General features: G+C 61.9%; 31 protein-coding genes. 17 read left to right on the forward strand and 14 right to left on the reverse strand.

Annotation, left to right across the window (positions count from 1 at the left end; genetic code table 11):
* Positions 1 to 9 precede the first annotated feature (9 nt).
* The 4 genes from QZ650_RS04520 to QZ650_RS04535 all read left to right on the forward strand — a co-directional run bounded on the left by QZ650_RS04520 (position 10) and on the right by QZ650_RS04535 (position 4,067).
* Positions 10 to 1,026, forward strand: coding sequence for an ABC transporter permease subunit (locus tag QZ650_RS04520; protein ID WP_292520319.1), 1,017 nt, complete (start codon positions 10 to 12; stop codon positions 1,024 to 1,026).
* Between the two features lie 307 nt (positions 1,027 to 1,333).
* A complete protein-coding gene (locus QZ650_RS04525; RefSeq protein ID WP_292520317.1) occupies positions 1,334 to 2,323 on the forward strand; it encodes a YcdB/YcdC domain-containing protein in 990 nt (329 codons plus the stop codon).
* 20 nt (positions 2,324 to 2,343) lie between these two features.
* Positions 2,344 to 3,372, forward strand: a complete 1,029-nt coding sequence (locus QZ650_RS04530; protein ID WP_292520315.1) for an ABC transporter permease — start codon at positions 2,344 to 2,346, stop codon at positions 3,370 to 3,372.
* A 293-nt stretch (positions 3,373 to 3,665) separates the two neighbouring features.
* Positions 3,666 to 4,067 carry a hypothetical protein gene (locus QZ650_RS04535; protein ID WP_292520313.1) on the forward strand — a complete coding sequence of 134 codons (402 nt, stop codon included), beginning with the start codon at positions 3,666 to 3,668 and terminating at the stop codon, positions 4,065 to 4,067.
* Positions 4,068 to 4,232: 165 nt separating this feature from the next.
* On the opposite strand, the gene QZ650_RS04540 is transcribed toward QZ650_RS04535, so the two are convergent.
* The 3 genes from QZ650_RS04540 to QZ650_RS04550 form a co-directional block, all read right to left on the reverse strand.
* Entirely contained in the window at positions 4,233 to 4,505 is a 273-nt protein-coding gene (locus tag QZ650_RS04540) for a type II toxin-antitoxin system RelE/ParE family toxin (protein ID WP_292520311.1), read from the reverse strand.
* Positions 4,502 to 4,735, reverse strand: a complete 234-nt coding sequence (locus QZ650_RS04545; protein WP_292520308.1) for a hypothetical protein — start codon at positions 4,733 to 4,735, stop codon at positions 4,502 to 4,504. The genes QZ650_RS04540 and QZ650_RS04545 overlap by 4 nt, the downstream gene beginning before the upstream one ends.
* 107 nt (positions 4,736 to 4,842) lie before the next feature.
* Positions 4,843 to 5,772, reverse strand: coding sequence for a ribose 1,5-bisphosphate isomerase (locus QZ650_RS04550; RefSeq protein WP_292520306.1), 930 nt, complete (start codon positions 5,770 to 5,772; stop codon positions 4,843 to 4,845).
* 56 nt (positions 5,773 to 5,828) lie between these two features.
* Between QZ650_RS04550 and QZ650_RS04555 the strand changes: the two genes are divergently transcribed.
* From QZ650_RS04555 to QZ650_RS04595, 9 genes are read left to right on the forward strand one after another with little or no spacing between them, the layout of a single operon-like run.
* Entirely contained in the window at positions 5,829 to 6,701 is an 873-nt protein-coding gene (locus QZ650_RS04555) for an HAD family hydrolase (RefSeq protein WP_292520304.1), read from the forward strand.
* Positions 6,702 to 6,719: 18 nt separating this feature from the next.
* A complete protein-coding gene (atwA, locus tag QZ650_RS04560) occupies positions 6,720 to 8,330 on the forward strand; it encodes a methyl coenzyme M reductase system, component A2 (RefSeq protein WP_292520302.1) in 1,611 nt (536 codons plus the stop codon).
* Between the two features lie 10 nt (positions 8,331 to 8,340).
* Entirely contained in the window at positions 8,341 to 9,867 is a 1,527-nt protein-coding gene (locus QZ650_RS04565) for a methanogenesis marker 3 protein (protein WP_292520300.1), read from the forward strand.
* A complete protein-coding gene (locus QZ650_RS04570) occupies positions 9,867 to 10,334 on the forward strand; it encodes a methanogenesis marker 6 protein (RefSeq protein WP_292520298.1) in 468 nt (155 codons plus the stop codon). The genes QZ650_RS04565 and QZ650_RS04570 overlap by 1 nt, the downstream gene beginning before the upstream one ends.
* A gap of 5 nt (positions 10,335 to 10,339) precedes the next feature.
* A complete protein-coding gene (locus QZ650_RS04575; protein WP_292520296.1) occupies positions 10,340 to 10,795 on the forward strand; it encodes a methanogenesis marker 5 protein in 456 nt (151 codons plus the stop codon).
* Positions 10,792 to 12,030, forward strand: a complete 1,239-nt coding sequence (locus QZ650_RS04580; RefSeq protein WP_292520294.1) for a methanogenesis marker 15 protein — start codon at positions 10,792 to 10,794, stop codon at positions 12,028 to 12,030. Before QZ650_RS04575 ends, QZ650_RS04580 begins: the two co-directional genes overlap by 4 nt.
* Positions 12,031 to 12,615, forward strand: coding sequence for a methanogenesis marker 17 protein (locus QZ650_RS04585; RefSeq protein ID WP_292520292.1), 585 nt, complete (start codon positions 12,031 to 12,033; stop codon positions 12,613 to 12,615).
* Positions 12,612 to 13,553: a methanogenesis marker 7 protein gene (locus QZ650_RS04590; RefSeq protein WP_292520290.1), complete on the forward strand. Its 942-nt coding sequence runs from the start codon at positions 12,612 to 12,614 to the stop codon at positions 13,551 to 13,553. The genes QZ650_RS04585 and QZ650_RS04590 overlap by 4 nt, the downstream gene beginning before the upstream one ends.
* A gap of 2 nt (positions 13,554 to 13,555) precedes the next feature.
* The gene (locus tag QZ650_RS04595; RefSeq protein WP_292520288.1) at positions 13,556 to 14,005 is read left to right on the forward strand and encodes a carboxymuconolactone decarboxylase family protein; all 450 of its coding nucleotides are present in this window, start codon (positions 13,556 to 13,558) and stop codon (positions 14,003 to 14,005) included.
* A gap of 68 nt (positions 14,006 to 14,073) precedes the next feature.
* Here QZ650_RS04595 and QZ650_RS04600 read toward each other — a convergent pair whose 3' ends face one another.
* The gene (locus QZ650_RS04600; protein ID WP_292520286.1) at positions 14,074 to 14,781 is read right to left on the reverse strand and encodes a DUF1614 domain-containing protein; all 708 of its coding nucleotides are present in this window, start codon (positions 14,779 to 14,781) and stop codon (positions 14,074 to 14,076) included.
* A 401-nt stretch (positions 14,782 to 15,182) separates the two neighbouring features.
* Here QZ650_RS04600 and QZ650_RS04605 point away from each other — a divergent pair, with 401 nt between their 5' ends.
* Together QZ650_RS04605 and QZ650_RS04610 are read left to right on the forward strand one after the other, a co-directional pair.
* A complete protein-coding gene (locus tag QZ650_RS04605) occupies positions 15,183 to 15,902 on the forward strand; it encodes an ATP-binding cassette domain-containing protein (protein ID WP_292520284.1) in 720 nt (239 codons plus the stop codon).
* A 75-nt stretch (positions 15,903 to 15,977) separates the two neighbouring features.
* Positions 15,978 to 16,409 (forward strand): rhodanese-like domain-containing protein, encoded by a 432-nt coding sequence (locus QZ650_RS04610; protein WP_292520282.1) that lies wholly within the window; start codon positions 15,978 to 15,980, stop codon positions 16,407 to 16,409.
* 5 nt (positions 16,410 to 16,414) lie between these two features.
* Here the strand turns inward: QZ650_RS04610 and QZ650_RS04615 are convergent, their stop codons facing one another.
* A complete protein-coding gene (locus QZ650_RS04615; RefSeq protein WP_292520280.1) occupies positions 16,415 to 16,867 on the reverse strand; it encodes an RDD family protein in 453 nt (150 codons plus the stop codon).
* Between the two features lie 111 nt (positions 16,868 to 16,978).
* Between QZ650_RS04615 and QZ650_RS04620 the strand changes: the two genes are divergently transcribed.
* Positions 16,979 to 18,391 carry an ATP-binding protein gene (locus QZ650_RS04620; protein WP_292520278.1) on the forward strand — a complete coding sequence of 471 codons (1,413 nt, stop codon included), beginning with the start codon at positions 16,979 to 16,981 and terminating at the stop codon, positions 18,389 to 18,391.
* A gap of 118 nt (positions 18,392 to 18,509) precedes the next feature.
* Here QZ650_RS04620 and QZ650_RS04625 read toward each other — a convergent pair whose 3' ends face one another.
* Genes QZ650_RS04625 through QZ650_RS04665 form a run of 9 tightly spaced genes read right to left on the reverse strand, consistent with a single transcriptional unit; the run spans position 18,510 to position 24,339 of the window.
* Complete coding sequence (locus QZ650_RS04625) at positions 18,510 to 19,256, reverse strand: proteasome assembly chaperone family protein (RefSeq protein ID WP_292520276.1); 747 nt, start codon at positions 19,254 to 19,256, stop codon at positions 18,510 to 18,512.
* Entirely contained in the window at positions 19,238 to 19,402 is a 165-nt protein-coding gene (locus QZ650_RS04630) for an RNA-protein complex protein Nop10 (RefSeq protein WP_292520274.1), read from the reverse strand. Before QZ650_RS04630 ends, QZ650_RS04625 begins: the two co-directional genes overlap by 19 nt.
* A 6-nt stretch (positions 19,403 to 19,408) precedes the next feature.
* Positions 19,409 to 20,188 carry a translation initiation factor IF-2 subunit alpha gene (locus QZ650_RS04635; protein ID WP_292520341.1) on the reverse strand — a complete coding sequence of 260 codons (780 nt, stop codon included), beginning with the start codon at positions 20,186 to 20,188 and terminating at the stop codon, positions 19,409 to 19,411.
* A gap of 7 nt (positions 20,189 to 20,195) precedes the next feature.
* On the reverse strand, positions 20,196 to 20,384 hold the full coding sequence (locus QZ650_RS04640) for a 30S ribosomal protein S27e (RefSeq protein WP_292386402.1): 189 nt from the start codon (positions 20,382 to 20,384) through the stop codon (positions 20,196 to 20,198).
* Positions 20,385 to 20,391: 7 nt separating this feature from the next.
* Positions 20,392 to 20,670 carry a 50S ribosomal protein L44e gene (locus tag QZ650_RS04645; protein WP_292520273.1) on the reverse strand — a complete coding sequence of 93 codons (279 nt, stop codon included), beginning with the start codon at positions 20,668 to 20,670 and terminating at the stop codon, positions 20,392 to 20,394.
* A 37-nt stretch (positions 20,671 to 20,707) separates the two neighbouring features.
* The gene (locus tag QZ650_RS04650) at positions 20,708 to 21,373 is read right to left on the reverse strand and encodes a hypothetical protein (protein ID WP_292520272.1); all 666 of its coding nucleotides are present in this window, start codon (positions 21,371 to 21,373) and stop codon (positions 20,708 to 20,710) included.
* A 3-nt stretch (positions 21,374 to 21,376) separates the two neighbouring features.
* A complete protein-coding gene (locus QZ650_RS04655) occupies positions 21,377 to 22,498 on the reverse strand; it encodes a DNA primase small subunit PriS (RefSeq protein ID WP_292520270.1) in 1,122 nt (373 codons plus the stop codon).
* A complete protein-coding gene (locus tag QZ650_RS04660) occupies positions 22,495 to 24,069 on the reverse strand; it encodes a tRNA uridine(34) 5-carboxymethylaminomethyl modification radical SAM/GNAT enzyme Elp3 (protein WP_292520268.1) in 1,575 nt (524 codons plus the stop codon). The genes QZ650_RS04655 and QZ650_RS04660 overlap by 4 nt, the downstream gene beginning before the upstream one ends.
* A gap of 3 nt (positions 24,070 to 24,072) precedes the next feature.
* Complete coding sequence (locus tag QZ650_RS04665) at positions 24,073 to 24,339, reverse strand: UPF0058 family protein (RefSeq protein WP_292520266.1); 267 nt, start codon at positions 24,337 to 24,339, stop codon at positions 24,073 to 24,075.
* Between the two features lie 68 nt (positions 24,340 to 24,407).
* Between QZ650_RS04665 and QZ650_RS04670 the strand changes: the two genes are divergently transcribed.
* Positions 24,408 to 25,280 (forward strand): ADP-ribosylglycohydrolase family protein, encoded by an 873-nt coding sequence (locus tag QZ650_RS04670; RefSeq protein ID WP_292520263.1) that lies wholly within the window; start codon positions 24,408 to 24,410, stop codon positions 25,278 to 25,280.
* Positions 25,281 to 25,404: the final 124 nt, after the last annotated feature.

The following is a 25,404-nucleotide window of genomic DNA, read 5'->3' on the forward strand; positions in this document are numbered from 1 at the left end:
GGAGGGAGCATGGAAGTCGGGCGCATCTTCACCATCGCCGGGAAGGAGTTTGCCGATGCCCTGCGGGGCAGAAAGTTCCTCCTCATCTTGGGCATCTTCCTCGCCATCGCGTTTGTCGGGGCGATGCTGGGACTTCAGAATTACGCCTCGAATCTTGAGATCTACACGAAGGCTTTGAGGCTGGGAGCCGATTTCTCGCCTCACTGGAGTATCCGGCCGACGATCCTCTACGTCTTCATGCGGATGGGAGAGACTGTCTCGATCCTTGGTGCAGTGCTCGGGATCGCCATGGGGTTCGACCTCATCTCCGGTGAGCGGGAGGAAGGATCCTTAAAGGTGCTCCTCGCCCGGCCGGTCTTCCGGGACGAGATCATCACCGGCAAGGTCCTCGGCGGCGCGATGATCCTTGCGCTTGCGACCGGCCTTGCCCTCACGATCACCCTCGCCCTCCTCCTCATGGCCGGCCACCTGCCGCTCCTCTGGGAGTTCTGGCTGATCCTCGTCTTTGGGGCGGTCACGTTCCTTTACCTGTTCGGCTGCTTCGGGATCGGGCTTGCGATGTCGGCCGTCTCCCGCCGGAGCGGGGAAGCACTCCTCTTCTCCCTCTCGGCCTTCTTCATCCTCTCGCTCGTCGTTCCGGCCGCCGGAGCGGCCGTCGCCGATCTGGTCGTCGGGAAGACTCCGGAAGCGCCGCAGATCGTCGACGAGAAAGACCTGGATCTCTGGTATGCCTACCAGGAAGAATTCGATCAGCACTTCACCCTGCGAGCGAGTATCGTCCAGGTGGCAAACCTCTTCTCACCGGAGTGGAATTACAAGGAGATCACGCAAGCGGTCACCAAACCCAACTTCTACCTGATCACGCACGGCCCTGCCGACGACTCCTTCTACTACCCGGCCGACGCGGAGCCGGAGTTCGGTGTGATCCTCGGCTACCTCTGGACCAGTATCGTCGCCCTCCTGCTCATCCCTGTTCTTTTCCTCGGTTTTGCCTATGCCAGGTTCCTCCGAATCGACCTCCGATGATCTCGATCCGCGGGCTTCCCAGGAACCCGGCAAACCGCCGGGTTCTGTGACCTCCGGGGCTTGTTGGACTTTCTGCACGCGCTGGCAAACTTTCATCTACTACTCCGGCTGCAGGCGACCGGGTACGCGCACTCTGCCTGCAGCCGGTTACCCGGCTTGGATGTCGAAGCAGCGCGCTCCGATGACAGATGAGCTCGTTCTTTCCCTGGGCCGAGAGCCTTCGAATGCCCGGATAAATCGGTGTTTGTCACAGAAAAGGTATATGAGAGAACGTCGACGCCTCGATTAGGAAAAGTGCATGAGTAACATGACTCTCAACAAAACCAGTTGCACCCTCGTGACGGTGCTTCTCCTCCTGGCCTGTGCGGCAGCATCGGCGGGGTGTACCGGGACGAATGCGGATGAAAACGGATCGGCTGCACCGACGTCGCCGGAAGCGACAGCGTCACCCGGGGCGACACCGGCCCAACCGTCGTCAGGCGGCTTGCTCGGTGAGGAAGAAGCGCGTTCGCTTGCCGTGGCCGCACTGGAGCGGGAGATGCCCGGAATTCGGATCAAACGGGTGGTTGCCGAGCCGTACGATGTGCAGACCTATGGCGACGTCTGGCGGTTCCGGGTGAAAGCGGAAGACGACCCCGACCTGGAAGGCGATATCAGTGTATGGATCGATGCCGCCGACGGGGAGATGGTGTACTTCCTGGATGGCCGCGACTATTATCGGTCCGCCGATCCCGCGATCACGATCGACGAGGCGGAAGGGATTGCCGAAACATATCTCCGGGACCGAAACGAGGGTTTGGATGTCGTGAAAATCGCCGCTGTACTCTCGACGCTGGATACGCCGCTCGGGAACCGGACCGGACCGTATCATTTCGCGTATCGGCGCTCGATCGACGGCGTTCTCTGCCTGTATGACGGAATCGTCCTTGATATCGATTCGATCGACGGCCGCGTTGTTTCCTATCATAAAGCCTGGAGAGTATCGGACAACGACACCATGACCGATCCGGCCCCTTCGATCACCAAGGACGCGGCGCAAGACCGGGTTCTGGCGTATCTCAATGCCACGTGCGGCACTGACCCCGGCGACATCGCCGTCCGATCGACCGGGTTGTTGTGGTACGATCTGGCTGCACAGCACCGCCGGTCACAAGACCCGGTTACGGTGCCTCTTGCCTGGCGCGTCGAATTCGATGACGAGTGGTACCGGTCGCAGGATCCGCCGCGAACGGCCACGTTATGGATCGACGCACATTCGGGGGAGGTTCTTAGTGCTGCATATTATAGCTGCATATAACAACCTGAGGAGGTAGTCCGGTGGAACACGACGGGACGACAGACCGGGTATCCGGCCCGCACCGCCTGCTCTTCGTGGCAGGGAAAGAGTTTGCCGACCACCTATCGAGCCGGCGGTTCATCCTTGTCCTTATCATCTTCCTGATCTTCTGCTCCGTCTCCCTCTTTGAGGGCGTCGAGACATACAGCGCGAAGCTTGCGGCATACTCGGGCGCTACGGCCGGCTGGGTGCCGCCGGTGAAGCCCTCCATCCTTGACGTCTTCAGCACCCTCTCCTCGCAGGTCAGGGACTACGGCCCGCTGCTCGCAATCGCGATCGGGTTCGACCTGGTCACACGGGAACGCTGGTCGGGCTCGCTCAAAACCCTCCTCTCCCGCCCGGTCTTTCGGGACGAGATCATCACCGGGAAAGCGATCGGGGGATTCGCCGCCCTGGCGCTGGCGATGAGCATCGCGGTTCTCATCGCGCTCGCCCTGCTCCTGCTCTCTGCAATCGTCCCTTCGCCTGCCGAACTCGGTGCGATCCTGGTCTTCTGGTTCGTTTCGCTGGTGTACCTCTTCACGTTCTTCTCGGTCGCTCTCTTCGCCTCGTCGGTCGTTGCCGAGAGTGGGAGCGCTCTTGTCTGGTCTCTGGTCGCTATCTTCGTTTTCTCCTCCATCGTACCGATGGCCGGTGGCATCCTTACCAGTGCGACTGCCGGAACGCCTCCGGTTGCGGTGAATACGAGCGACCCGCACTTCACCGAAGAGGTGTGGCTGCAATACCGGGAAGAGCTGCGATCCTTCGAAGAGCACCGGAGCCGTATCGCAATGACCGTCAATCTGCTCTCGCCGCAAAGGAATTACCTGGAACTCTCGGTGGCGATCACCTCCCCATGGGTCTCGATGTGGGTCATCCCCGATCCCTTCGCCTTGCGGACAGAGGTCCCGCTCCCCGATCTTCCCGGCCTGATTGCTCTCGTCTGGCAGCCGATCGTCGCCATGCTTGCGTTTCCGGCGGTCTTCTTCGGAGCGGCATACGCTCGATTCATGCGGATGGATCTCCGATGACGATAGAAGCGGTCCCAGGGTACACACGTGCAGCGGGCGGATGCGCGCACTCTGTCTATAGTTGGCATCCGGAGAGGATGCAGGAGAACCGGGCTCCGCTGCCGGCAGGCCCCCCTTTCCGATCTGAAGCCTTCGACTGCCCCGATGTTTCGATGATCGACACAGAAACGGTATAAAGATGGACAACGGACTCTCCATCGGGGATACCCCATGCAGTATCCCGCGGGGGCCGGGGCGCTCGATGCCATCGTGTTTTGGCTCCCGCGGCATGCTAATCAAAGGTGTATCAGGTTATGAATCGTGTAAAATCGTTGACCGTCGGTCTCGTAATCCTGGCTTTCATCGTTGGAGTCGGGGTTGGCTATCTCCTTGCAGCACAGGGCGAGCCCGCCACGGCAGGGGCTGCATGCCCGGAGAGGATCACGTCGCGCGACGCATTGACCGTGGCGCTCCATGACCCGGAGGTCGTCGGGCTGCTGGGCAACAAGAGCATCGATACGATCGCATTTTCAAAGGGCTCCTATCCTGAGAGGAATGTGAACTACACCCAGGTTCTCTTTCGCCTCGGGGACCCGGACCCCAACGACCGCATGACCGCCCCGATGATCGTCGTCCAGGTCAACGAGTCATGCATGGTCTACTCCGTCTACAAGACGTACCCGTCGTATATCCCTGAGACTCGCACGGAGGCATAAAATTCCTCCTTCGGTCGAACGAAGACCTCATCTTCGGGCGCATCCGCTTGACCGATCTGGTGCGGGTGCTGGTTATCATCCGGCCACCCTGGCTTACCCTGCCCCGGCGGGCCCCTGATAGGTGTGACCGGGGCAGCCCGCCGGCCTCCCGCAGATACCCCTCGCTCAGAACCTCCGGTGAACCTTGCTCCGATGCCCGACTGCGATGACATGGATCACCAGGAGATCACCTATGATCGAGAGAATCGCCCGATAGTCCCCGATCCGGAGCGAGTGGAACGGGGGGTTGCTCGTTCCCTTCAATCGTTTGAGATACTTTTTCGGGTTGGTCTCGCCGGCGAGCGATGCGATTTCTTCGCCTATCTTGACTGCCACGGGGCGTGGAATGCTCCTGAGATCATGACGGGCCGCTGCTGTGATGACCACACGGCAGGTCATTCCTCCTTCAGCTCCGCCATGACCTCCTCTAAGGTGTAGACTCTTCCAGCCCTGAGATCCTCAAGCGATTCCTCGATTCTCTGGATCGTCTCTTCGCTGAGCGGCTCTTCGTCGATTGCCATCTCGACCAGGCGCTCGATCACCTCGTTGTACGACTCCCGGGGATGGATTTTCAGGGCGTTGAGCCGGTCCCTGAGTTCTACGTCGATCTTGATGGTGGTGCTCGTCATACTGAGGTATACTCAGGTTTACTGGATGAAGGTTTGCATGGATGTGTTGTGTGGTTTCCTGCGGAGGTGTTCAGGGTATCGGAGATCGTTGCCAGGGGATGGCCCCTTCACCGCAACTCCTCGATCTTCCACCCAAGATAGTCCCGTATCACCGTGAACGCGAGCCCCGGCGGGATCGCCCCCTGCTCGGTGACGATCAGGTCGACGTACTCCGCGGGCGTCACGTCGAAGGCCGGGTTCCTGACCCGGACGAAGGGGAGTTTCTCCGCTGCCTCGCGGGGCAGAACCTCGGCGGGGTCGCGCTCCTCGATCTCGATCAGTTCGCCGAGGATGGTCCGGGGAGCGAACTTGTAGGTCTCGGCCGCCACGATGACGTTCGTCCGGGCCTCATGTGCGGCGTGCGCAATCTGGGCGGTCCCGATCTTGTTCACCACCGCGCCGTTCACCGCGATCGCGTCGGCACCGACGAAGACCAGGTCGACGTCGTTGATGAAGTAGCGGACGGCGGAATCGATGATGTAGTTCGTCCTGATCCCGGCGTCGTTCAAGGTCCTGATCGTGATGAGCCCCTGGCCCCGCGGCCGGACTTCCGTTGCGTAGACCTCGATCTCTTTTCCCTGCCGGTGTGCCTCAAGGATGCACGAGAGCGCCGCCTCCGAGTTGCAGTGGGTCATGAGGACGTCGCCGTCGGAGATGTGGCGTGCCCCGATCTCGGCTATCCGCTCGATGGCGTGCTCCGAGTGGTCGACGAACTCCGCAGCCCGGGCAAGAACCGCGTCCCGCCCGGCATCCACGGACTCAAACGAGTCCAGAGCCCGCATCACGTAGCGGACCGCGTTCGGGAGCGAAACGGCCGTCGGCCGGGTCGCTGTGAGGGTATCGGCCGCCCTCTGCATCTTGCCCTTAAACGTCCCCGGGTCAGCTACATCGAGGTTCCGGGCGTAATCGGCCAGCGCCTCCACCGCTGCCCGGGCGATCCTGCCGGCGCCTCGAATTTCCATATTCTTTATGCTTGCTGCCGTCTCACTCAGTAACATAGGTCCTCATTGAAGAGACGACCAGAGACTACATAGACTTATTGACGTGAGAATACATGCCGGTAGCCGTTGTTTTTGATAGTGCGGGCACACTTCTCCGGACCTACCGTGTGGCACGCGATCTCCTCAACGACGAGATGCTGACCGAGGTCGAGACCACGACCATCACCTTCGGGGCCGAGGGAAGGGTGCTTGTCGTCCTCCACCTCCACTCCCGGGACGTCATCGAGGCGCCGCCCGACCAGCTCCTCTCGGAGTTCTTCCTCGAGCGGTCGGTCGGGTTCGGTGTGGCCTGCTCCTGGCGGGTCATCCCCGCCGAGGAGGTCGCGGATATCCTCTATACCGACAACCATGCCCGGATCAGCGACCTGCAGGCCTGCATCAGAAAGGTCTGGAGTTGCTGCAAGCGAGAGTCGATCGTCACCATGAACAGCGGCGTGATCCTGAACATGGACCTCCCCGGCATCGAGTTCACGGTGACCACGGGGGGAAGGCCGTTTAGCGGTGCGAGAGAGGCCATCAGCGAGCTGCACCGGATGGGTGTCCCCGCATACATAGCGTCCGGGGACCGTGTGGCGAAACTCGAGCGGATGGGGGACTACCTCGGCATACCCCGGGAACGGGTCTACGGCGTCGCCACGCCCTCGATGAAGGCCCGGATCGTGGAAGACCTTAAAGAGCAGTACGATAAGGTTGTCATGGTCGGCGATGCCATCAACGATCTGAACGCCTTCCAGAAGGCGGACCTCGCACTGCTGACCGAACAGCAGTCCGACCGGAAACCCGAGATCCTGTACGCGAGCGTTGATAGGGTGATTCGCAACGTCAGTGAGGTGCCCGGTATCGTGGCCGAACTCCTTAAAGATACCACGGCGACCGGCAAAAAGTGCAACAATATAAACCCTAATATGATCCCACGAGAAGATTAGTTTAGCGAGGAGCTCAAGATGACCCCACTTATTACGGTGAAAGACCTCTGCATGGAGTTCGACGGGAACGTTGTACTCAAGGATATCAATTTTGAGGTGGCAGAGGGAGAGACTGTCGGCATTATCGGAAGAAGCGGGGCCGGCAAGACTGTTCTCATGCACCTTATGCGGGGTGTGGACCAACCCCCGTCACGAGGTGCGATCATCTACCATATCGCAACCTGCGAGAAGTGCGACTACATCGGCGTCCCGAGCGAGGTGGGCAAGCCGTGTCCCGGCTGCGGCGGCGAACTCAAGCCCACGGACGTCGACTTCTGGGCGGACGAGAACGCGATGCTGAAACGGCGGATCATGCGGAGGACCGCCATCATGTTCCAGCGGACGTTCGCCCTCTACGGTGACGACCGGGTGATCGAGAACGTCCTGCGGGCGCTCGACGATATCGGCTACCCGTCGGAGAAGGCGGTCAGCAGGGCTGCCGACCTCATCGACCAGGTCAGGCTCTCCCACCGGATGATGCATATCGCCCGCGACCTCTCCGGCGGCGAGAAGCAGCGGGTGGTGCTCGCCCGGCAGCTCGCGAAGAACCCGTTCATGCTCTTTGCGGATGAGCCGACCGGGACGCTCGACCCCGAGACGGCCACCCTCGTTCACCGGATGCTCATCGAGAGTGCCGAGAAGAACGATATGGCGATGGTGGTCACGTCGCACTTCTCAAACGTCATCAAGGATGTTGCAGACCGGGCCATTCTTCTTGAAAACGGGGAGATTAAGGGGATCGGTGCCCCGGAAACCATCATCAACATGTTTATGGAGGACTACAGCGACGTCGAGCAGCACGAGGTCACTGAAGTCGGTGAGAAGATCCTCGTCGGGCGGGACGTGATCAAGCGCTACCTCTCGGTCGACCGGGGCGTGGTCCGGGCCGTCAACGGTGTCTCTTTCGACGTCGGCGAGCAGGAGATCTTCGGGATCATCGGCAAGAGCGGTGCGGGCAAGACAACCCTCTCCCGGATCATATCCGGGATCCTTGAGCCCACGAGCGGTGAGATGAACATCCGGATCGGGGAAGACTGGATCGATATGACCAAACCCGGTATCGAGAACCGGGGCCGGGCGAAGGGCTACATCGGCCTCCTTCACCAGGAGTACGACCTCTACCCGCACCGGACGGTGCTCGACAACCTCACCGACGCCATTGGTCTTGAGTTCCCCAAGGAACTCGCGATGAGGAAGGCGATCATCACCCTCGGAATGGCCGGTTTTGCGCCCGAGAAGAGCAAAGAGATTCTGGGCCGCTACCCTGCCCAGCTCTCCGAGGGCGAGAAGCACCGGGTGGCCCTCGCCCAGGTCCTCATCCGCGAGCCCCTGCTGATCGTCCTCGACGAGCCGACCGGCACGATGGACCCCATCACGAAGATCGACGTGAAACACTCGATCCTCCACGCCCGTGAGGAGATGGACGAGACATTTATTGTGGTCTCGCACGACATGGAGTTTGTGCGGGATATATGTGACCGGGTGGCGCTCATGCGGGGAGGCAAGATCATCAAGATGGGCCCGACGGAAGAGGTGCTTGCCCACCTCACCGAGGATGAGAAGAAAGTGATGGGGGCAGGCGCCCCCTGAGGTGCGCGTGATGGAGATCCACCTGGACGGGAAACCTGTAGAGGCCCCGGCGGGTTCCCGGCTCGGCGATCTCCTCCCCGACCGGGACGCCCGGGAGAGCGTCGCCATCATCCGCCCGGCACTCGAAGAGGATGCGGCGGAGTCGCAGGAGGTCCGGTTCGTCACCACGGCCGGCGATCTGGTCGTCGAGATGGCGGATCCGGCGATCACCGCCCGGCTCTTCCGCCCCGGGCTTGCCGAAACCCTCAACCTGCACTGGCAGGACCGTTATGCCGCCGCTTTCGGGCCGTTTGAGTCAAGCCTCCGGCCGGCGCGGCAGCCGGGCCGGTATGAGCGGGGCGATCTGATCCTCGGGTGCGGCGGCTACGACCCGTCGAAATCCTATCTTATTTTTGCGCGCATGCGGCATTCCGCCGACTACGGCGCCCCGGCGGACGGCGGCGTCATCGGCAGGGTCGTCACCGGGCGAGGGCTGCTCGACCGCATCGCCGACGGCGACCGGGTCATCAGGGTCGAGCGTGTGCTCAGGCGTGCCGACCGGTCGCACGCGCTCATCACCCGCGATGCGGAGTTCCCGCTCGAGGACGGGATGCAGATCATCTCCTACGTTGAGGCGGAGGTGCAGGGCTTCGAGGGCGATGCGATCGATACCAGAACCGCCCGGAGCGTCGAGCACTTCCTTCTCTCGGTTCATAACGGCCAATTCAGGGTGGGCCGTTCGAGCAGCACCCATATCGTTGATCCGCGCCTGGTCCCGACGAAGGTCCCGGCAGACCTCCCCGGCCCGCGGCTTGAAGGGACCATCACGGTGAGGACCGCCGGGAAATCCTCGGGCGCCGTCTATATCTACACGCAGGGCGTATCGGCAAGCCCGATGCATACCGTCGTAGGGCGGGTCGTCCACGGGATTGAACTCGTCCGGTTTGCCGGCGAGGGTGACCTCCTTGCCATCCGGGCGAAGCCGGAGCAGTTCGATCTCGTCGGCCTTCCGCTTGCCGAGGCGGAGGCGGTCGCTGCCCGGCGTGGGATCACCCTCACCGCCGACGCGACCGACGGCGACCGCGTGGTGGTCGGCCAGACCCCGGCAACGACACTCGAAGTGCTTGCCGCCGGCGAGGTCAGGGTCGCAACGGAGCCCTCCGCCCACGTCATCAGCATCACGCTTGATGAGGTGGCCGCGCCCAGGTCGGTCACGATCTTCCGGGAGGTGACCGGGCTCAAGCACCACGCCGTCGGGAAGATGCCGCTCGTCTTCACGTTTGAGGATGTCTTCCTCTTCAAGCCGAAGATCGCAAAAGGCGTCGGGATCATCCCGGAGAACACCCCGACAGGCGAGGTGCCGGCCTACACCCTTGCGATGACGAACGACTCCCGGCGTGGTGCCGGCATGGTCGGGATCCGCACGACGCCGAACGCCGAGTTCGGCCCGACATCCGAACCCCTCACGGGGACGAACGTCATCGGGAGGGTGCTTGATGCCGGGAGCCTTGGTACGATGCGCGAGGGAGCAACGGTATACGTGAAAGAGGTGAAGTGATGGGCGAATACAGACCGGACTATGTCGACACGGTGACCAAATACGTCTTTATCGAGTCCCCGTCCATGACCCCCGGCGAGCTCGCGCTCAGGGCATACGAGGCGTCCGAGGGCGTCCTGATCAAGGAAACCTGCTTTGGGCTGCAGGTCTCGGGCGAACCGGAGTCTGTTGACCGCCTGATCGAGGAGATACGAACCTTCGACCCCGTCCATATCTTCGTCAAGGACCGGGGGTTCCCTCCCGGGGACCCGAGACGGTGCCGGGCGAATCTCGGCGGAGCGAGGCCGGGCTATCTCGGCCACGAGCGGGAGTTCCGTGTCCTCCGCTACATCACCCGCGGCCTTGAGGAACTCGACCGCCGGGAGGAAGGAGCGGAGGTGCCGGAGCCGGCGCCGCCTGCACGCGAAGCAAGACAAAAACTCGATATTAAGCGACTGCAAGAACTGATTGATACAGAGGAGTCCTGAATACAATGGCAAAGGTGTTTATCTACCCTGCAACGAGCCTCATCCTCTCCGACCTGGTGGCCCGGTTCGGGCATAAGCCGCTCGGTGCAGCCCTCGGTATCCGGGAACGGATACAGACCGCCGGGGTCGACTCCCCGCCCCTCCAGATCACGCCCGAGGAGCCCAAGCGCGGCCTGAAGTACGCGGCCGTCGAGGTGCCGTCCGGCGTCCGGGGGCGGATGGCGATCTACGGCCCGCTCATCGAGGAGTCCGAGGCCGCGATCATCGTCACCGACGCCGACCTTGCGTTCGGGTGTATGGGCTGCGCCCGCACCGACGAACTGATCCTCTTCTCCCTGCGTCAGAAGGGCATGCCGATCCTGGAGTTGAAGTACCCGACAAACGAGGAGGAGGGGATACAGTTCGTCGCCGCCGTCAGGAAGTTCCTCGACAGTCTCCCGAAGGAGGAGGGTGAGGCATGAACCGGAAGGTGCGGATTGCCCAGCTCTCCTGCGGGCCGGAGTACAGCGGCGTCCAGAAGGAGATCTACGATGCCGCCGAGTCGGTCGGCGCGGAGGTCTTCTTCCCCGATATCGCTCTCGCCGACGTCGAGCGGGCGGTCGATGCGTTCGGCCTCGACGTCCGGAGCGCCGACTTAAAACTGATGATCGCCCGGGCCATGGCCCTGGTGGAGGGGAGGGTGGATGCGGACGGGGTCTTCATCAGCACCTGTTTCCGGTGCGCCGAGGCGGCGATTGTGAGGAACGAACTTCGCCGGTACATCCCCGAGCACTCCAGACTCCCGGTGGTGAGTTACTCCTTCACCGAGCGGACAACCGCAGGCACGCTTCTCACCCGGATGGAGGCCCTGACGACCATCGCCCGCCGGAGAGCGCTCCTCGCCCGCGAGGAGCAGACCGGGATCACGATGGGTGTCGACTCGGGGTCGAGCACCACGAAGGCCGTCGTGATGAAGGAGAACGAGATCGTCGGCACCGGCTGGCTCCCGACGACCGAGGTGCTCAAGAGCGCCGACGGTGCCGTCGCACAGGCACTCGAGATGGCGGGCCTCACCATGGACGACATCCAGGCGATCGGCACAACGGGATACGGCCGGTTCCTGATCGGGAAGCATCTCGGGGCCGATCTCATCCAGGAAGAACTGACGGTGAACTCGAAGGGCGCCGTCTACCTCGCCGGCCACCAGCGGGGCGCCTCGACCGTCATCGACATCGGCGGTATGGACAACAAGGCGATCAGCGTCATCGACGGGATCCCCGGGACCTTCACGATGGGCGGGATCTGCGCCGGTGCAAGCGGCCGGTTCCTGGAGATGACCGCAAAGCGGCTCGGCGTGGATATCACCGAACTCGGCCCCCTCGCCATGAAGGGCATGGGAAAGAACGTCCCGATGAACAGTTACTGCATCGTCTTTGGGACGCAGAGCCTGGTGAACGCGCTCGCCGCCGGCTCCTCGCCTGAGGATGTGGCGGCTGCGGCCTGCCACAGTGTTGCCGAGCAGGTCTTTGAGCAGCAGTTGCAGGAGATCGATATCAAGGAGCCGGTGATCATGGTCGGCGGCACATCGCTGATCGAGGGGCTGGTCTACGCGATGGGCCAGCTCCTGCAGACCGAGATCGTCGTCCCGCGCCACTCGCAGTACATCGGCGCTGTCGGGTCTGCCCTGCTCGCGTCCGGCTTCATCAAAGGAGAGTAGATGCCTCCGTTGAACTACTTCGTGGTCGAGTCTCCCGATGCGGTCGGGAGAGAGGCGTATGAGCGGATAGCGGGCGATGTCCTCCAGGACCTCGATCTCATCAAGGTGATCGATCGGCTGCATATCTGCGTCGACCCGAAGGTGCCGATCTTTGTGGCCGCCGGGCTCCTCCGCCATATGCCGCGTGCGATCCGCGTCAGCGATTTTGCGAACGTCAACCCCGGCGAGAAGGAGACCGTCCTCGATATCGCCGACGAGACCTATCTTGCACCGCTACTCCAGAAACTCTGGGCCCGCTTCGGAAAGGAGAACGTCGACCAGCCCGACCGGTTCACCGTCGTCCTCCCGAAAGGGGTGGTCGGGGATGAGGAACTCGAAGGCCTGGTGGTGGCCGACCCGAGCGAGACGCTCTATAAGGACGTCATCTACGCGCTCCAGTACATCGCTCCCGAGGGGTTCAAGGTCCGCCGCCAGTATATCAAGGACGGGAAGTTTTACTACGTGGCAAGTGAGGATACCCTCCCGGCCGACATCGTGGAGCGGGTTGTTGCGCCGATATTCGAGAGGATGGGGGTGAGCCTGTGACGACGCTGGTCCCGGTGACCTACAAAGGAGGCGTCTACCGGCACGACGAGATCATGGACCTGATCGACGACCTCGGGGGCTACATTGTGCAGAAGCACGTCATGGCCCAGGATGTCGTGCTCCAGTCGTTCGTGCCGCGCGACGACATCGACCTGATACGGGAGATCGCAAAGCCGCTTGCCGGCCAGGTGACCGAGGCGCCCCTCGTTGGGACCGAGATCGCCGTGGTCAGCCCGAGCCTGGAGATCCATCACCTTCCCCACACCGCCTGCGATATCGCCGAGTATCTCAGGCGGTCCGGGGCGAAGACCAACATGGTCGGGCTCTCCCGGGGATTCGGCAAGCGGATTGCAAACTTAAACGACGAGGAGCGGGATATCATCAACGAGCACGATCTCGCCGTCTACGCCCTCGGCACGTTCGAGGAGTGCATCCAGCAGAAGTTCCCGGTGCTCCGGCGGGGGATCCAGGTGCCGATCATCGTGACCGCCTCCCCGGACCGCGAGGCCCTGATGCGGATCATCGACCCTCCCGTCGAGGGCTACGTCGGCGGGATCGGGAGGATCATGCACCGGTTCAAGCGCCCCGAGGAACTCGCGAAACTTGATGAACTGGTGGACGAGGTCTCCCGGACCCTGGACGCCCGGCGCGACGCCCTTGCACGCGACCCGCTCTCGGTCTTCCCGCCCCGGCTGATGGCGATCATCGAGGAGCGGATCCACGAGGTCAGCATGCTGACGCACCCGACGCCGGTGACCGCCCAGATGGAGGGCCTCCGGGTGAAACTTCCCTACGATCCGTATGCCCCCGCGATCCGGTCGCTTGAGGTCGCCGACGGAGTGACTGTCGGGGATATCGCCGACGTTACGCCGTCACGAATGCGCAATTACATATTGATCCGGATTAAACCCTTCTCGGAAACCAGGATCTTGGTGTAGCGATGGACTTTGAGAAGATACTTGCACGGGTTGCTGAGCGGGGATCGGACGCGATCGCGGAGGAACTCCTCCGTGAGATCGAGGCGGAATACGGCAGGGTTCCCCTGATTTTTGAGCGGATGGCGGAACGGCCGGAGATCCTCATATCACACCTTCTTTACAAGGGTTCTGTTGTCGAGACCAGCCAGCTTGATCCGAAGACGATCGAGCTCATCAGCCTCGCGGTGGGCGCCGCGCTCAAGTGCAGCCACTGCGTGGAGTATCATATGCAGTCGGCGATGGCGAAGGGTGCAACCCGGGCCGAGATCCTCGAGGTGATCCTGATCGCGGGGATGCTCGCGAACTCCGCGGTCCTCGCGGACGCTTACCGGGTGGTGAACGGCTCGGGCGGCCCCTGCCCCTCCTGCGATATCAACGGGACGGGCCTCAATAAGACCTGTTCCGATAGGTGACCGGGCCGCATTTGAGCGTCTTCTCCGAGCCCCCGCCCGGTGGGGGCTTCCTTTTCCTCTTTTGATAGTCATTCCGCTTTCTCCTGCGGGCAGACTCCTCCCTTCTCCCGCAGGCTTCTTCCCGCGTATGCGGCAAGCAGGACCGCGAGGACGCCGGTGATGAAGATGCCATCGAATATCCCCGCTCCCCCGATGGAGAGGACGGTATCGCGGTCCCCGGCAAGCGCCGCGAGCACCTCCGGGTTCGCGAGGTTGAGGAGATCGGCGCCGAGCAGCGTTCCTATGGTTCCCCCTGCGTAGGCAAGCCCGGGGGCTGCACGGCAGCCGCGGGCGAGGAGCAGTCCTGCGACCGCCCCGGTGAGAGGCGCGATGTAAAACGGCATGGTGATCCCGAGCCCCGGGACGGGCGTTGCGAACGTGTAGGCGACGAGCGACACGATGACGACGGCGATGAGGGCTTTTGGACGAGAGATCCGGCTGCTCAGGAGCATCCCTGCCGTCACGAAGAGAGGGATGACGGCGCCGCCCACGTTGACCGCGATGGTGGCGCCGCCAAGAGATACCAGCGGGATATCGATCAGGCTGCCGGGGAGGACACCTGCCGTCACCAGCACCGCCTGGTAGAACCGGAGTCCGATCGATTCAAAGACCGCTTCGCTCACGAGGAGGAGGTTGAAGATGACCAGGGTCGGTATGATGACGGCGAGAGCGATCAGGATCTGCTCCGGGCTGAGGAGAACCGGCAGAATCGCGATCGTCAGTGACTCGATATCCATGGGCAGTACACCGGATGAGTCTATGTCTTAAATATCTTGAGCCGCTCCCACCGGGACGGCAATGGTAACCTCTGCCGATCATGCCGGTCGCGGGCCGCTGAGAGGGCCATTAATTGAAAATAAACAAATATAAATATATTAATCTCTTAAATTCAGCCTTTTATTGGCTGTAGAGAATAGAAATATTTATAAATGGATAGTTGGGATAAACTAATTCAGCGAATCTTCCCCCGGATGAGATAACGGGGGAGGCCGAGAACCGCGTTGTCCCTCAGGGCGTATATCGATCACTGTATGACAAATATCGGCTTTATTCGCCGGAACCTGTTGTATGTACCATAGTAGTGGGTGATTGAGAACGATTTCATTCTATCCGACTGGTTGCAGTTGCGCGGGGGCGCATGGTGGCCTTTACTGTTGAGGATCTGCTCCGGCGCCTGGACCGGCTTCAGGCGCGAGGCCCGATCCCGTTCGACGTGAGGAGCGGGGAGATCGTCGGTCTCCTCTGCACCGGCGGTCAGGGACGGCAGACACTGGTTGCCATCCTCACGACGATGCTCTTCCCTCTCTCGGGGTTTGCCGAGCGCTCATCGCTCGCGATCCTCGGGAACCTCGGGGACATGCGGCGGAGCATGGGCATCGTCCTCGGGGAATCGGTCCTCGACCCGGCCCTGACCGGCAGGGAGAACCTGGACTTCCACGCCCGTTTGCACGGTCTGGGTGACGACCTCCGGAGAAGGAGGGTCCTCGAAGTCATGGAGTTTGTCGGGCTCTCGGGGAGCCTGGACGCCGCGGTTGAGACATACTCCCCCGTCATGGTACGGCGTCTTGAGATCGCACGGGCTTTTCTTGCACATCCGGGGGTCCTCTTCCTTGCCGAACCGACGAAGGGGCTGGACGAGTCCGACCGCGAGGAGATATGGGGTCTCCTCCGGCGGCTGAACCGCGAACGGAGGGTAACGATCGTCTTTACGACTCACGATGTGGCTGAAGCGGAGGCAGTCTGCACCCGGGTTGCCGTGGTTGATGGCGGGGAGGTTGTGGCCCTGGATACGCCGGATACCTTCCGTGCGGTGATGGCCGCCAATGAGGTTCCGCTGAAGTTTGACGATGCTGCATGAGCCGGCGAGGATGCCGGAGATGGAGTGACGCAAAAGACCAAAACCCCTTTATCCTCGTGTCATGACATGAGGTTCATGGTTGACCCTCACTTTTCGTTTGTCCTCCTGCTCGCCGTCGGGAGCATCATCGCGGTTGTGCTGATCGGCGGATGTCTCGGCGGCCCGGCTTCCGATGACCGGATCATCCGGACCATAACCCCTGCCGAGGCGTCCGGCCTGGTCGAGGAGGCGGGGCAGGACCCGAAGTTTGTCGTCATCGACGTGAGAAGGCCGGACGAGTTCGCCCGCGGGCATATTCCCGGCGCAATCAATATCAATTCGGCACAGTTTTCAGAGCACATGGGAAGCCTTGACCCGGACGGGAGATATGTCATATGCTGCCAGCGGGGCGGGCGGAGCGCCGGCGTCCGGGAGATGATGCGGGAGGCGGGATTCCGCGAGGTCTATGAGATCGGGGGCGGGATGAGCGCCTGGGAGGCGGCCGGGCTCCCGGTGGTACGGGACTGAAGCCTTCACTCCCGGTGCTTCACGTAGGTGACGCCTTCCGGCTCTTCGCTCTCGTGGGTCTCTATCACGACGGTGCCCGAGATCCGGTTAAAGAGCCTCTGTTTTGAGCCCGGCATGGCGAGCCAGCCTATCAGGCAGTCGGGGACGAGGATGAACGCCTTCCCGAAACTCTCGACTGCCGCGGCACCAAACCCTATGTCCTCACCGGCCCGGCCGGTAACCCGGATCTTGAGCGCCATCTTGCCGATGGACTGGCCCCGGTAACCCTCGAGCAGCGTCCAGTAGAGGAAGAGGACGACCGAGGAGAGGCTGATGGAGAGGAGCCCGGGGTCTATCGTGATCCGCCATGCCGGCGGCAGCCAATCAGAGAGCGTCCAGAATGGTAGCCCGATCAGGATGATGTCGATCAGCCAGGCCCAGAACCGGGTCTCCCACCTGGCGAGATAGAGGGTAGCCATATCGATAATCTGTCGTCCCTGGTGGGGCTTAAGGTTACGTGTCGGCCGATGGGGGGTGGCCGGATGCCCCGGCCACAACAGTGATATAGTACACTCTCAAGTATAATACTTATGAGTGTGTTCCTCGACCGGCATCGGGAGTTATCGGCGCTTGCCGATCGCTACCGGAGCGGTAAAGCCGAGTTCGTTGTGCTTTACGGGAGACGCCGCGTCGGAAAGAGTGATCTCATCGACCAGTTTCTCCAGTTCGGGAACGGGATCCACCTGCTTGCCCGTGAGGAGTCGAAAACCCTTCAACTCCGGAAATTCTCAAGGGACCTCGGGGATTATTTCGAGGATCCCTTCCTCAAAAGAACCGGTTTTTCAGACTGGGACAGTTTCTTCGAGTACATTGTGCAGCGATCCGGCTCCCGGTTTGTCCTTGCCATCGACGAGTTTCCGTACCTCGTCAAAGAAGATCCCTCGCTTCCGTCTATCATCCAGGATTACTGGGACACACACCTCAAGGAGACTCAGGTCTTCCTCCTCCTCTCCGGCTCGAGCATCTCCATGATGGAGTCGACGACGATGGACTACAGAAGCCCACTTTTTGGCAGGAGAACGGGCCAGATCCTCCTGCACCCTCTCCGGTTCATCCATGTCCTCGACTACCTGGGGGATATGCGCAAGGCTGTGGAGTTCTATGCCGTCTTCGGGGGGACGCCTGCATACATCATGACCGCCGATCCGGATAAGGACATCATGGCCAACGTGGAAGAGAAGTTGCTGCGGGAGGACTCTTTCCTCTTCCGGGACGTCGAGTTCGTTCTCAGGACGGAACTTGCCGAACCCCGTTACTACTTCTCCATCCTCTATTCCATTGCGGAGGGGAACAACCGTATCGGCCTCATCTGCAATGATACCGGCCTTTCAAAGAGCATCGTGAATAAGTACCTCTCCGTTCTGATCGACCTGCAACTGGCACACCGGCGTATACCTGTAACCGAGGGGCAGAAGAGCAGGAAAGGTCTCTACTTCCTCTCTGACAATCTCTTCAATTTCTGGTTCTCATTCGCCAACCCCTGCCTGGAATCGCTTGAGCGCGGCAACGCCGGGCTGATCGTGGATCAGTATGTCAAACCGCGGTTCGCGGCGTATGTGGGCAGGCTCTTTGAGGCAATCGTCGCAGATCTCTTTGAACTCTTTAACCAGCACGGTGCCCTGCCCTTTGTCTATACCCGGCTGGGGAGTTGGTGGCACCGGGGTGAGGAGATCGATATCGTCTGCCTCCGTGAAGATCAACCAGAGATTCTCTTCTGCGAGTGCAAATGGCAGGACGGTGTGGACGGCCATCGGGTTCTCGAGGAGCTCCGGGCGAAAGCGCCCCATGTCTCATGGCAGAACGGCAGGCGCAAGGAGCATTTCTGTATCGTGGCACGAACATTCTCTCGCCGCCCGATGGAGGACGATCGAGTCTCCTGCTATGACCTTGACGATCTAACGAGGGTTGTTGCAGATTGCCGAAAAGGAGGTTTCTCGGCATAGGCGTGCTGTATCCGGAACCCGGATCCTCCGGGTGGAGAAGGCGCACCGGAGCATTGCTTTGTTCGCATCGACCGGGCGTGTACCGGATTCCCGGGACTATCTATCGCAAAAAAAGGCGTTATCCGATGTAACTTAATTCTTCGCGACCCCGGGCCTCTTCGGTCTCCTGGATCTTTGCTATGATCTGCTCCATAGCCTCGGCACGCTGCTGCAGGCTGGTCGGATCGACATCGATCCCGATCAGGCGTGAGAGAACCGCGAGGAGGCCGTCGGCGCTTTTTGGGTCGACGATGTAACCGCTCGTCTCGCCCATCAGGCAGATCCCCTCGATGCCCCGCATCTCGCCGAGGCCGAGCAGGAGTCCCGATGCTCCCACAATCGCCCCGCCGGTCTCGGCGTTCTCAAACGACCCTCCGGCCGCCTCCACCTCCGGCCGGAGATGCTCCATGTTGACTGAGCAGATCACTCTCGGGCTCTCGACCAGGTGGCCGACGCCGTAGCCGCCGAGCGCGTAGATCCGCTGGACCCCGAGGTCTTCAGCGATATCCAGGTAACGTTCGGTCAGGATATAGTGACCTTCGGCCGAGTTGCTCTGGAAGTCGCCCACAAGAAAAAGGATCGCCTTCCCGTCCTTCTCGCAACGGTAGATCTCGTTATTGACCAGGTGGGTGATCCCCTGCTCATCGACGATCACCTGCGGCGGGAAATGGAGCGAGTAGATCTCCGCTATCTTCTCGGCCCCGAGCTCGTCGATCAGGTGGTCGGCAACGAGTTTCCCGACATGCCCGATGCCGGGCAGACCCTCGACAAGGACCGGAGCGTCGATCTTTTCTTCCCGGAGAAAGTTTACTCTGACGTGTTCCATCTGCGTGCCGCTCTCCTGTAGTTACAGTACCTATCCTCCGGTGAAAAGCGTGCCGGATGGGCCGGGCGCGATGGCCGGCCGCAGGCCGGGCATACCGGAGAGAGCGTGTATCTCCCGTCCGGACAACGGCGAATACGATTGCTCATGCCGTCTTATCCGGCCTTCTGCTTCCGGACAAACTTGCCGGACCCGCCTGCCCGCTCAACCACGCCGACGGCGGCGCTGGCTGCCTTCTCGATTGCTCTTTCCGCCGCCTTATAGTCGGGTGCGGTCACTTTTATCCGGTATTTCGGGGCTCCGACGTAGATCAGGTCGATATCCACGTCTTCGACCTTCGGTTGTGCGCTCCGGAGCGCCCGGCGGATCACGTTGACGCCATCGGGCCGGGGCGATGTCAGGATGAGGTGCCCCGTGATGGTCACCCGCGAGACCTTCACGTTCTCGTGCGCGATGCTGATGAGCGATTTCGTGACCGGTTCGTCGAGTTTCAACTTTTCAGCTGCCTCGCCGCCGGTGGTGACGATATCCTCGAAGGCCGGGTACAGCTGGCCGTATTCACGGTATATGGCCTCCTCGATGACCTTCCGGTCCACTCCCGTCGCCTCGGAAGCGAACCCGATCCACTTCGCGGCCTTCTGCTCGCTCTTCCACTCGTGAACCTTCTCGCGCCGCTGGTGTTCGTTGACGTCTTTTAACGAGAGATCAATGTGGCCGCGGTCGGGGTCAACACCCAGGACTTTGCAGACGACCTTCTGTCCTTCTCGTATATAGTCCCGGATGTACTTAATCCAGCCTCGCGCTATCTCGGATATCGGTATAAGCCCTCTTCGCCCGTTGTACTCATCCAGGGTCACGAACGCCGCAAAGTCCTTGACGTCCACGACCGTGCAGACAACGAGTTCTCCTTCTTCGGGCCACTCTCTCTCGTGCATACAATAATCACTCAAGTACTGCCAGTATCTCAGCCTTTATATCAGCCTTTCCACCGTGGGGTTCTGCAAGGATACGTCCGCAGACGCTGCACTCCACGACGGTGCTTGCTCTCTCAAAGACTATCTGTTCGTTCTCACAGTCGGGGCACTTTACCCGGAGGAATGTGCTCCTGTTCTCTCTGTTCAGCCGGACCATTCTAATCTCACTCCGTTAGTTCGAATTTGCCGATCCGGAATCCCGGCCGGAGGTGCGCCTTTCCGCAGACCGTGCACCGGTACTTGACGTTGATCTTCTTCGTCGGCTTGTCGCCGCCGGGCACCTTGCTGAATTTGCCCATGTTGCCCACCGTGCTCCTGCGTCCCTTCTGGCGGTCGATCCAGTTGAAGTGGCGCACCCTGCCCTTCTTCACCTTCACGACTTCATGAGTCTGGTGATTCCTGCAAAACGGGCAGTACGTCTTGAACTTTGATGGCATTTTCATGATAGTAGCCTCTATTCAATAGATTCGAGTACCTATATTACTTGTTAAGCCTAATATTTAAGGCTATGTCGTGCTCACAGAGCACGTCTGCATTGTTTTCCGGCAGGGTGACGATATCCCCCTGCCTCAACACGTAGACCCTGCCGTCCAGACCCATGAACGACTCCATGTCGGAGCGGATATGCACGAGGGCGTAGGGTGAAGAGACCGGGCGGGGAGGAGCGGCCGCAGGCTCCCCGGGACCGTCGATCGCCGTGATATCCTCGACCTCATCCGCCCTCTCGATCGCGGCAGCACCCCTGCCGGTGAGTGGGATTTCCCCGCCGTGGATGAGCGCTTCCCGGCAGGCCTCGATGGCGTCGATGACCTGCCCGTACATCACCCGCTCCGCCGGGAGCATCTTGCGGGCCTCGTCCTTATCGAAGTACTGTCCCTCGATCTGCTGGAACGCAAGGTCGAGGATCTGCCGGGTCCGGATGGAGAAGATCTCCTGGACGGTCTCGGTGACGCTCCCTATCTCCTCGATGAGCAGGCTTCCTGCCCGGCTCTCGAGAGGGTTCTGCAGGCTGTAGTAGTCGGCCTTGAGTTTCTCGACGTGCGCCCGGGCGTCCTCGTAGAGGCCGGGCTCGATATCGGAGAGCCTTCCCGAGTGGTGCATGTCAAGCAGCATCTGCCGCAGTCTCTCAAGAGGATCGGCAGCCATTGCTTACGTCACACCCCCGGCGATCTCCGCCATATTCCGGCAGCAGAGGAAGACCGCGAGCGCTTCGGGGACGTTTGCAGGCCCCGCCTTCAACGTGTAGGTGTTTCCGAGCAGGGATGTGGTGAAGTTTGCCTTCACGTCGACCCGGACCTCCCGCTCACCGAAGACCACTGCGTCCACAAGCGGGTCGAAGTTCGCGAGATCCCGGATCTCGAGCGGCACCACCCGCATACCGCTCCCGCCGTGGAGCGAACCCGGCGCCCGGATCAGCCGCTTGATATCCGTCGTGACCGGCTCGTCCGCCCGCGCTCCCGCATCCCGGATCCTGCCCTCGAAGTCGGGTGCGGCGGAGATTGCCCGGACGACCCGGTTCCGGAGGAGGTCGCTTGGGGTCTTCTCGATATGGGTGGCAAGACCTGCGGTGAAGTCCGAGGCCGTCCGTTTGCTGATACCTTCAAGCCCGGCAATATACGCCGTCGCATCCGCCGGTTCAAGCCCCGCGAGCCAGAGGAGGTGGGTCCGGAGGGCCTCAACGTACCGCTGACGCCACCCGGTCCGGGCGCCCCTGCCCGGGGCGAGCATCACGCCCGGGTCAAGCCCGATGCCGCAGACGTAGTCGACAACCTCGCGCCGCTCCGGGCTCCCCCATCCCCGGACGGCGATGTCGGTGACGTGGATGTGGTAGCCGCGCCCTCCGGAGAAGGCAAGCCTGATGTGGTTTCGGGAAAACCCGAGTTCATCGGTCAGCATCCCGAGCAGTTTCTCGGTCTCCTCCTTGACCCGGGCAAGCATCATCGCGTAGGGGCCGCGGACGATCTGGTCGGCATCGAGGTCGAAGATCAGGTCGGCACCGGCCCAGTGCTTATCGCTCATCGTCGCCGCCGACGGCGTCTGGTAGTAGGCCGTCGAGTAGTAGACGTGGGCGGGCACCAGGCTCCTGACATACGCGTTGAGTTCCTCGCGGTCCACAAACGCCATATGCCGCCGCATCCGGACCTCTGCCGTGGCATCGAAGTAGGCGAACCCCCATTCGCGCTGCTCAAGGGAGGACGGAGGGGCGAGGTTCTGCCTCTGGTAGTAGCCGGCAAACCTCTGCTTGACAAACTCGAGCGTGGCGGGCCTCATGAGAACGTCTTGATCATATATGGGCCCACTCGTTCATATCCCTGTTTCCTGTAGTAGGGCCGGACCCCCACACCGCTCATCACGGCAAGGTGCCCGTACCCGTGGCCGCGAGCCTCCTCCTCGGCCGCGGAGAGGAGAACGCTACCGAAACTGCGGTGCTGCCACTCTTCGGCCGTCGCGGGGGTGTGCAGGGGGACCACGCTCCCGTAGACATGGAGCTCGCGCAGGAGCGCCGCGTCGGCAAGCTCGTCGCGGAAAGGCCGGTGCGGGAACCGGAGCCGGGCGAACCCGACGAGTGCGTCTTCTGAACCGGCCTGGATGAACCGTTCTTCCCCGTCGCAGGCCCGGTAGGGCAGGATCGATATCGCGACCTCATCCGGCGCGGGCGATCGGCCCACCTCGCGGCACCGGATGCACCGGCAGCGACGCCCCTGCTCGCGGAGCCGCGCCTCTGCAAGTTGCCGGAAGTTGCTGTGCCGTGAGCCCGCGACGATCAGTTTTGCCGGGATGTCCCGCTGGATCCGCTGGAGGCGGACGTACTCCGGGAGGAGGGATTTTGCGTAGGCAACGAGGTCGACCAGTTCCTCCTCGGTGTAGGGCCGGTAGTCCCCCTCCTCCCAGAGGGCCTCGATCTCGGTTCCCGGGGTCACCAGGGTCGGGTAGATCTTCAAGAAGTCCGGCCGGAACCGCGGGTCGGCGAAGAGTTCCTCAAACATCCGTCGGTCGTCGGCCATGCTCGCGCCGGGGAGGTTCGGCATCATGTGGAACCCCACCTTCAGCCCGGCGTCCCGCAGAAGGCAGTTCGCCTCGACCGAGTCCGCGACCGCGTGGCCGCGGCGGTTGTAATCGAGGATCCGGTCGTCCAGGTGCTGGACCCCGAGTTCCACCTTGGTCACGCCCATCGAGAGCATCCGGTCGATATGCTCCTTTCGGCACCAGTCTGGCCTCGTCTCGAAGGTTGTCGCGACGCACCTGACCCTTGAGGACTCGTTCGCGGCAAAGACCGCATCAAGGTCGGGCTTTGCAGGGGGAATCCCGGGCCGCGGGTAATCGTTCATCGCCTGCACGGCGGCCCCGACGAACCATTTCTGGTACTCGACCGGCCGGGCGGTCATCGTCCCGCCCATCACGATCAGTTCCGCCTTGTCGACGTGGTGCCCGAGCGCCTCGAACTGCCCGAGCCGGGCCTGCACCTGCTCGTAGGGGTCAAATGCGTGTTCCCGGGCCCGGAGTGCCGCCGGTTCCTCTCCCGTGTAACTCTGGGGGGACGCGAAGGGGTGCTCCGGCCCGCCGGGGCAGGGGAGACACTTCCCGTGAGGGCAGGGGTGCGGGGAGGTCATCACCGCGACGGGCGCCACCCCCGAGAGGGTCCGGGTGGGTTTGACGAGGAGGAGCGGCCGGAGCCGTTCACGCTCCTCCGGCGTGGCGGCGGCTAGAATCGCGGAGTTCCTGGGCATATTGATGCTGTACTCCCGGCAGACGTCGAGTTTAACCTTCTGGACGTCGACAGGCCCGGGTCCGGCAGAAAGGATGCGGGAGATGGTCTCCCGGAGGATATCGGTATCGTTCATCGTTTAGTGTTCGGTTGCAATCCGTTCAGACTGAAAATCGGCGTGGTATTCGATGTAGGGATTATGGTTGGCCCTGATGTGCTGGACGATCTCGGACCCGAGCGTCAGGATGGCCTTTTTATGCGTTACCTTATTCTTATGGATATGGACGGGTGAGATGTGGAGAGCGTTGTACTGGTCGGTCGGGACCTCCTCCCCGGTGGTGCTTTCATAATACTTCTTAATGTGGACTAACAGCATGTGTAAGTGGAGCAGCTCTTCTTTTTGCACAATATTCACCTTTCCTCGAAGAATACTACTGTCCGCGGGTAAATATAATTTGTTGGTGATCTTTTTATATGCACAAGTTGCGGGCAGTCGGGGCGTTCATCGGGCTTGCAATCGGCGATGCTCTGGGCGCGCCCCTGGAAGGCCTTCCGCCGCGTCCGATCGCCGTAACGGAGATGGAGGGGGGCGGAATCCACAACACCCTTCCGGGGCAGTACACCGACGATACCCTGCAGGCCTCAGCCCTGGCGCAGACCCTCATCCGGTGCAGGGGGTTCGATCCGGATGACTTCGCCCGGCGCCTGATTCCGGTATACCGGGCCCATCCGGAGTTCTTCGGGCCGACGTCCCGGGCGGTCTTCGACCTGATCGAGGGGGGCACCGAACCCGGTGTTGCCGCAAGGATGGTGCATGAGACACGGGGAGGGAGCAGGAGCAACGGGAGCGTGATGCGCGGGGTCCCGATCGGGATCTTCTACCCGCCCGGGGAGGTCCGGGAGGCGAGCCTCGCCGCATCCCGCGTCACGCACTTTGACCCCGCCGCCGGCGAGGCCTCGGCGTTGGTCAACCGGATGGTCAGCGGGATCTGCCGGGGAGAAGAAGTGGATGCGGCCTTCGGGCAGGCCCTCGCGGCCTGCCGCGACCCGGAACTTCGCGGCCTGCTTGGGGACTACCGGGCCTATCCCCTCGAGCCCTCGCTTGACGCCGTCATCGCTACCCACTGCGCCGTCAGCATCTTTCTGGATGCCCCGTCGTTCCGTGAAGCCGTCATCACGGCGGTCAACCTCGGGGGCGACGCCGATACCGTCGGCGCGATCGTCGGCGGGCTCGCCGGGGCGCGCTTCTCGTGCGAGGCAATCCCCGGATCATGGCTCTCGGCGCTTGACGGCCGGGAAGAACTCCTCGACCTTGCCCGGCGGCTTCTTGCGGTGAGCAGGCCGTAGGGTTTTGGGAACCTGATGGTTCTCTGAACGTCGCACCTCGCACCTAACGGTGCTCAAGCTCGTTACGCTCGCACCTCGCACCTAACGGTGCTCAAGCTCGTTACGCTCGCACCTCGCACCTAAC

It is taken from the genome of Methanoculleus sp., from assembly GCF_020696975.1.
In the GTDB taxonomy this organism is placed as follows: domain Archaea; phylum Halobacteriota; class Methanomicrobia; order Methanomicrobiales; family Methanoculleaceae; genus Methanoculleus.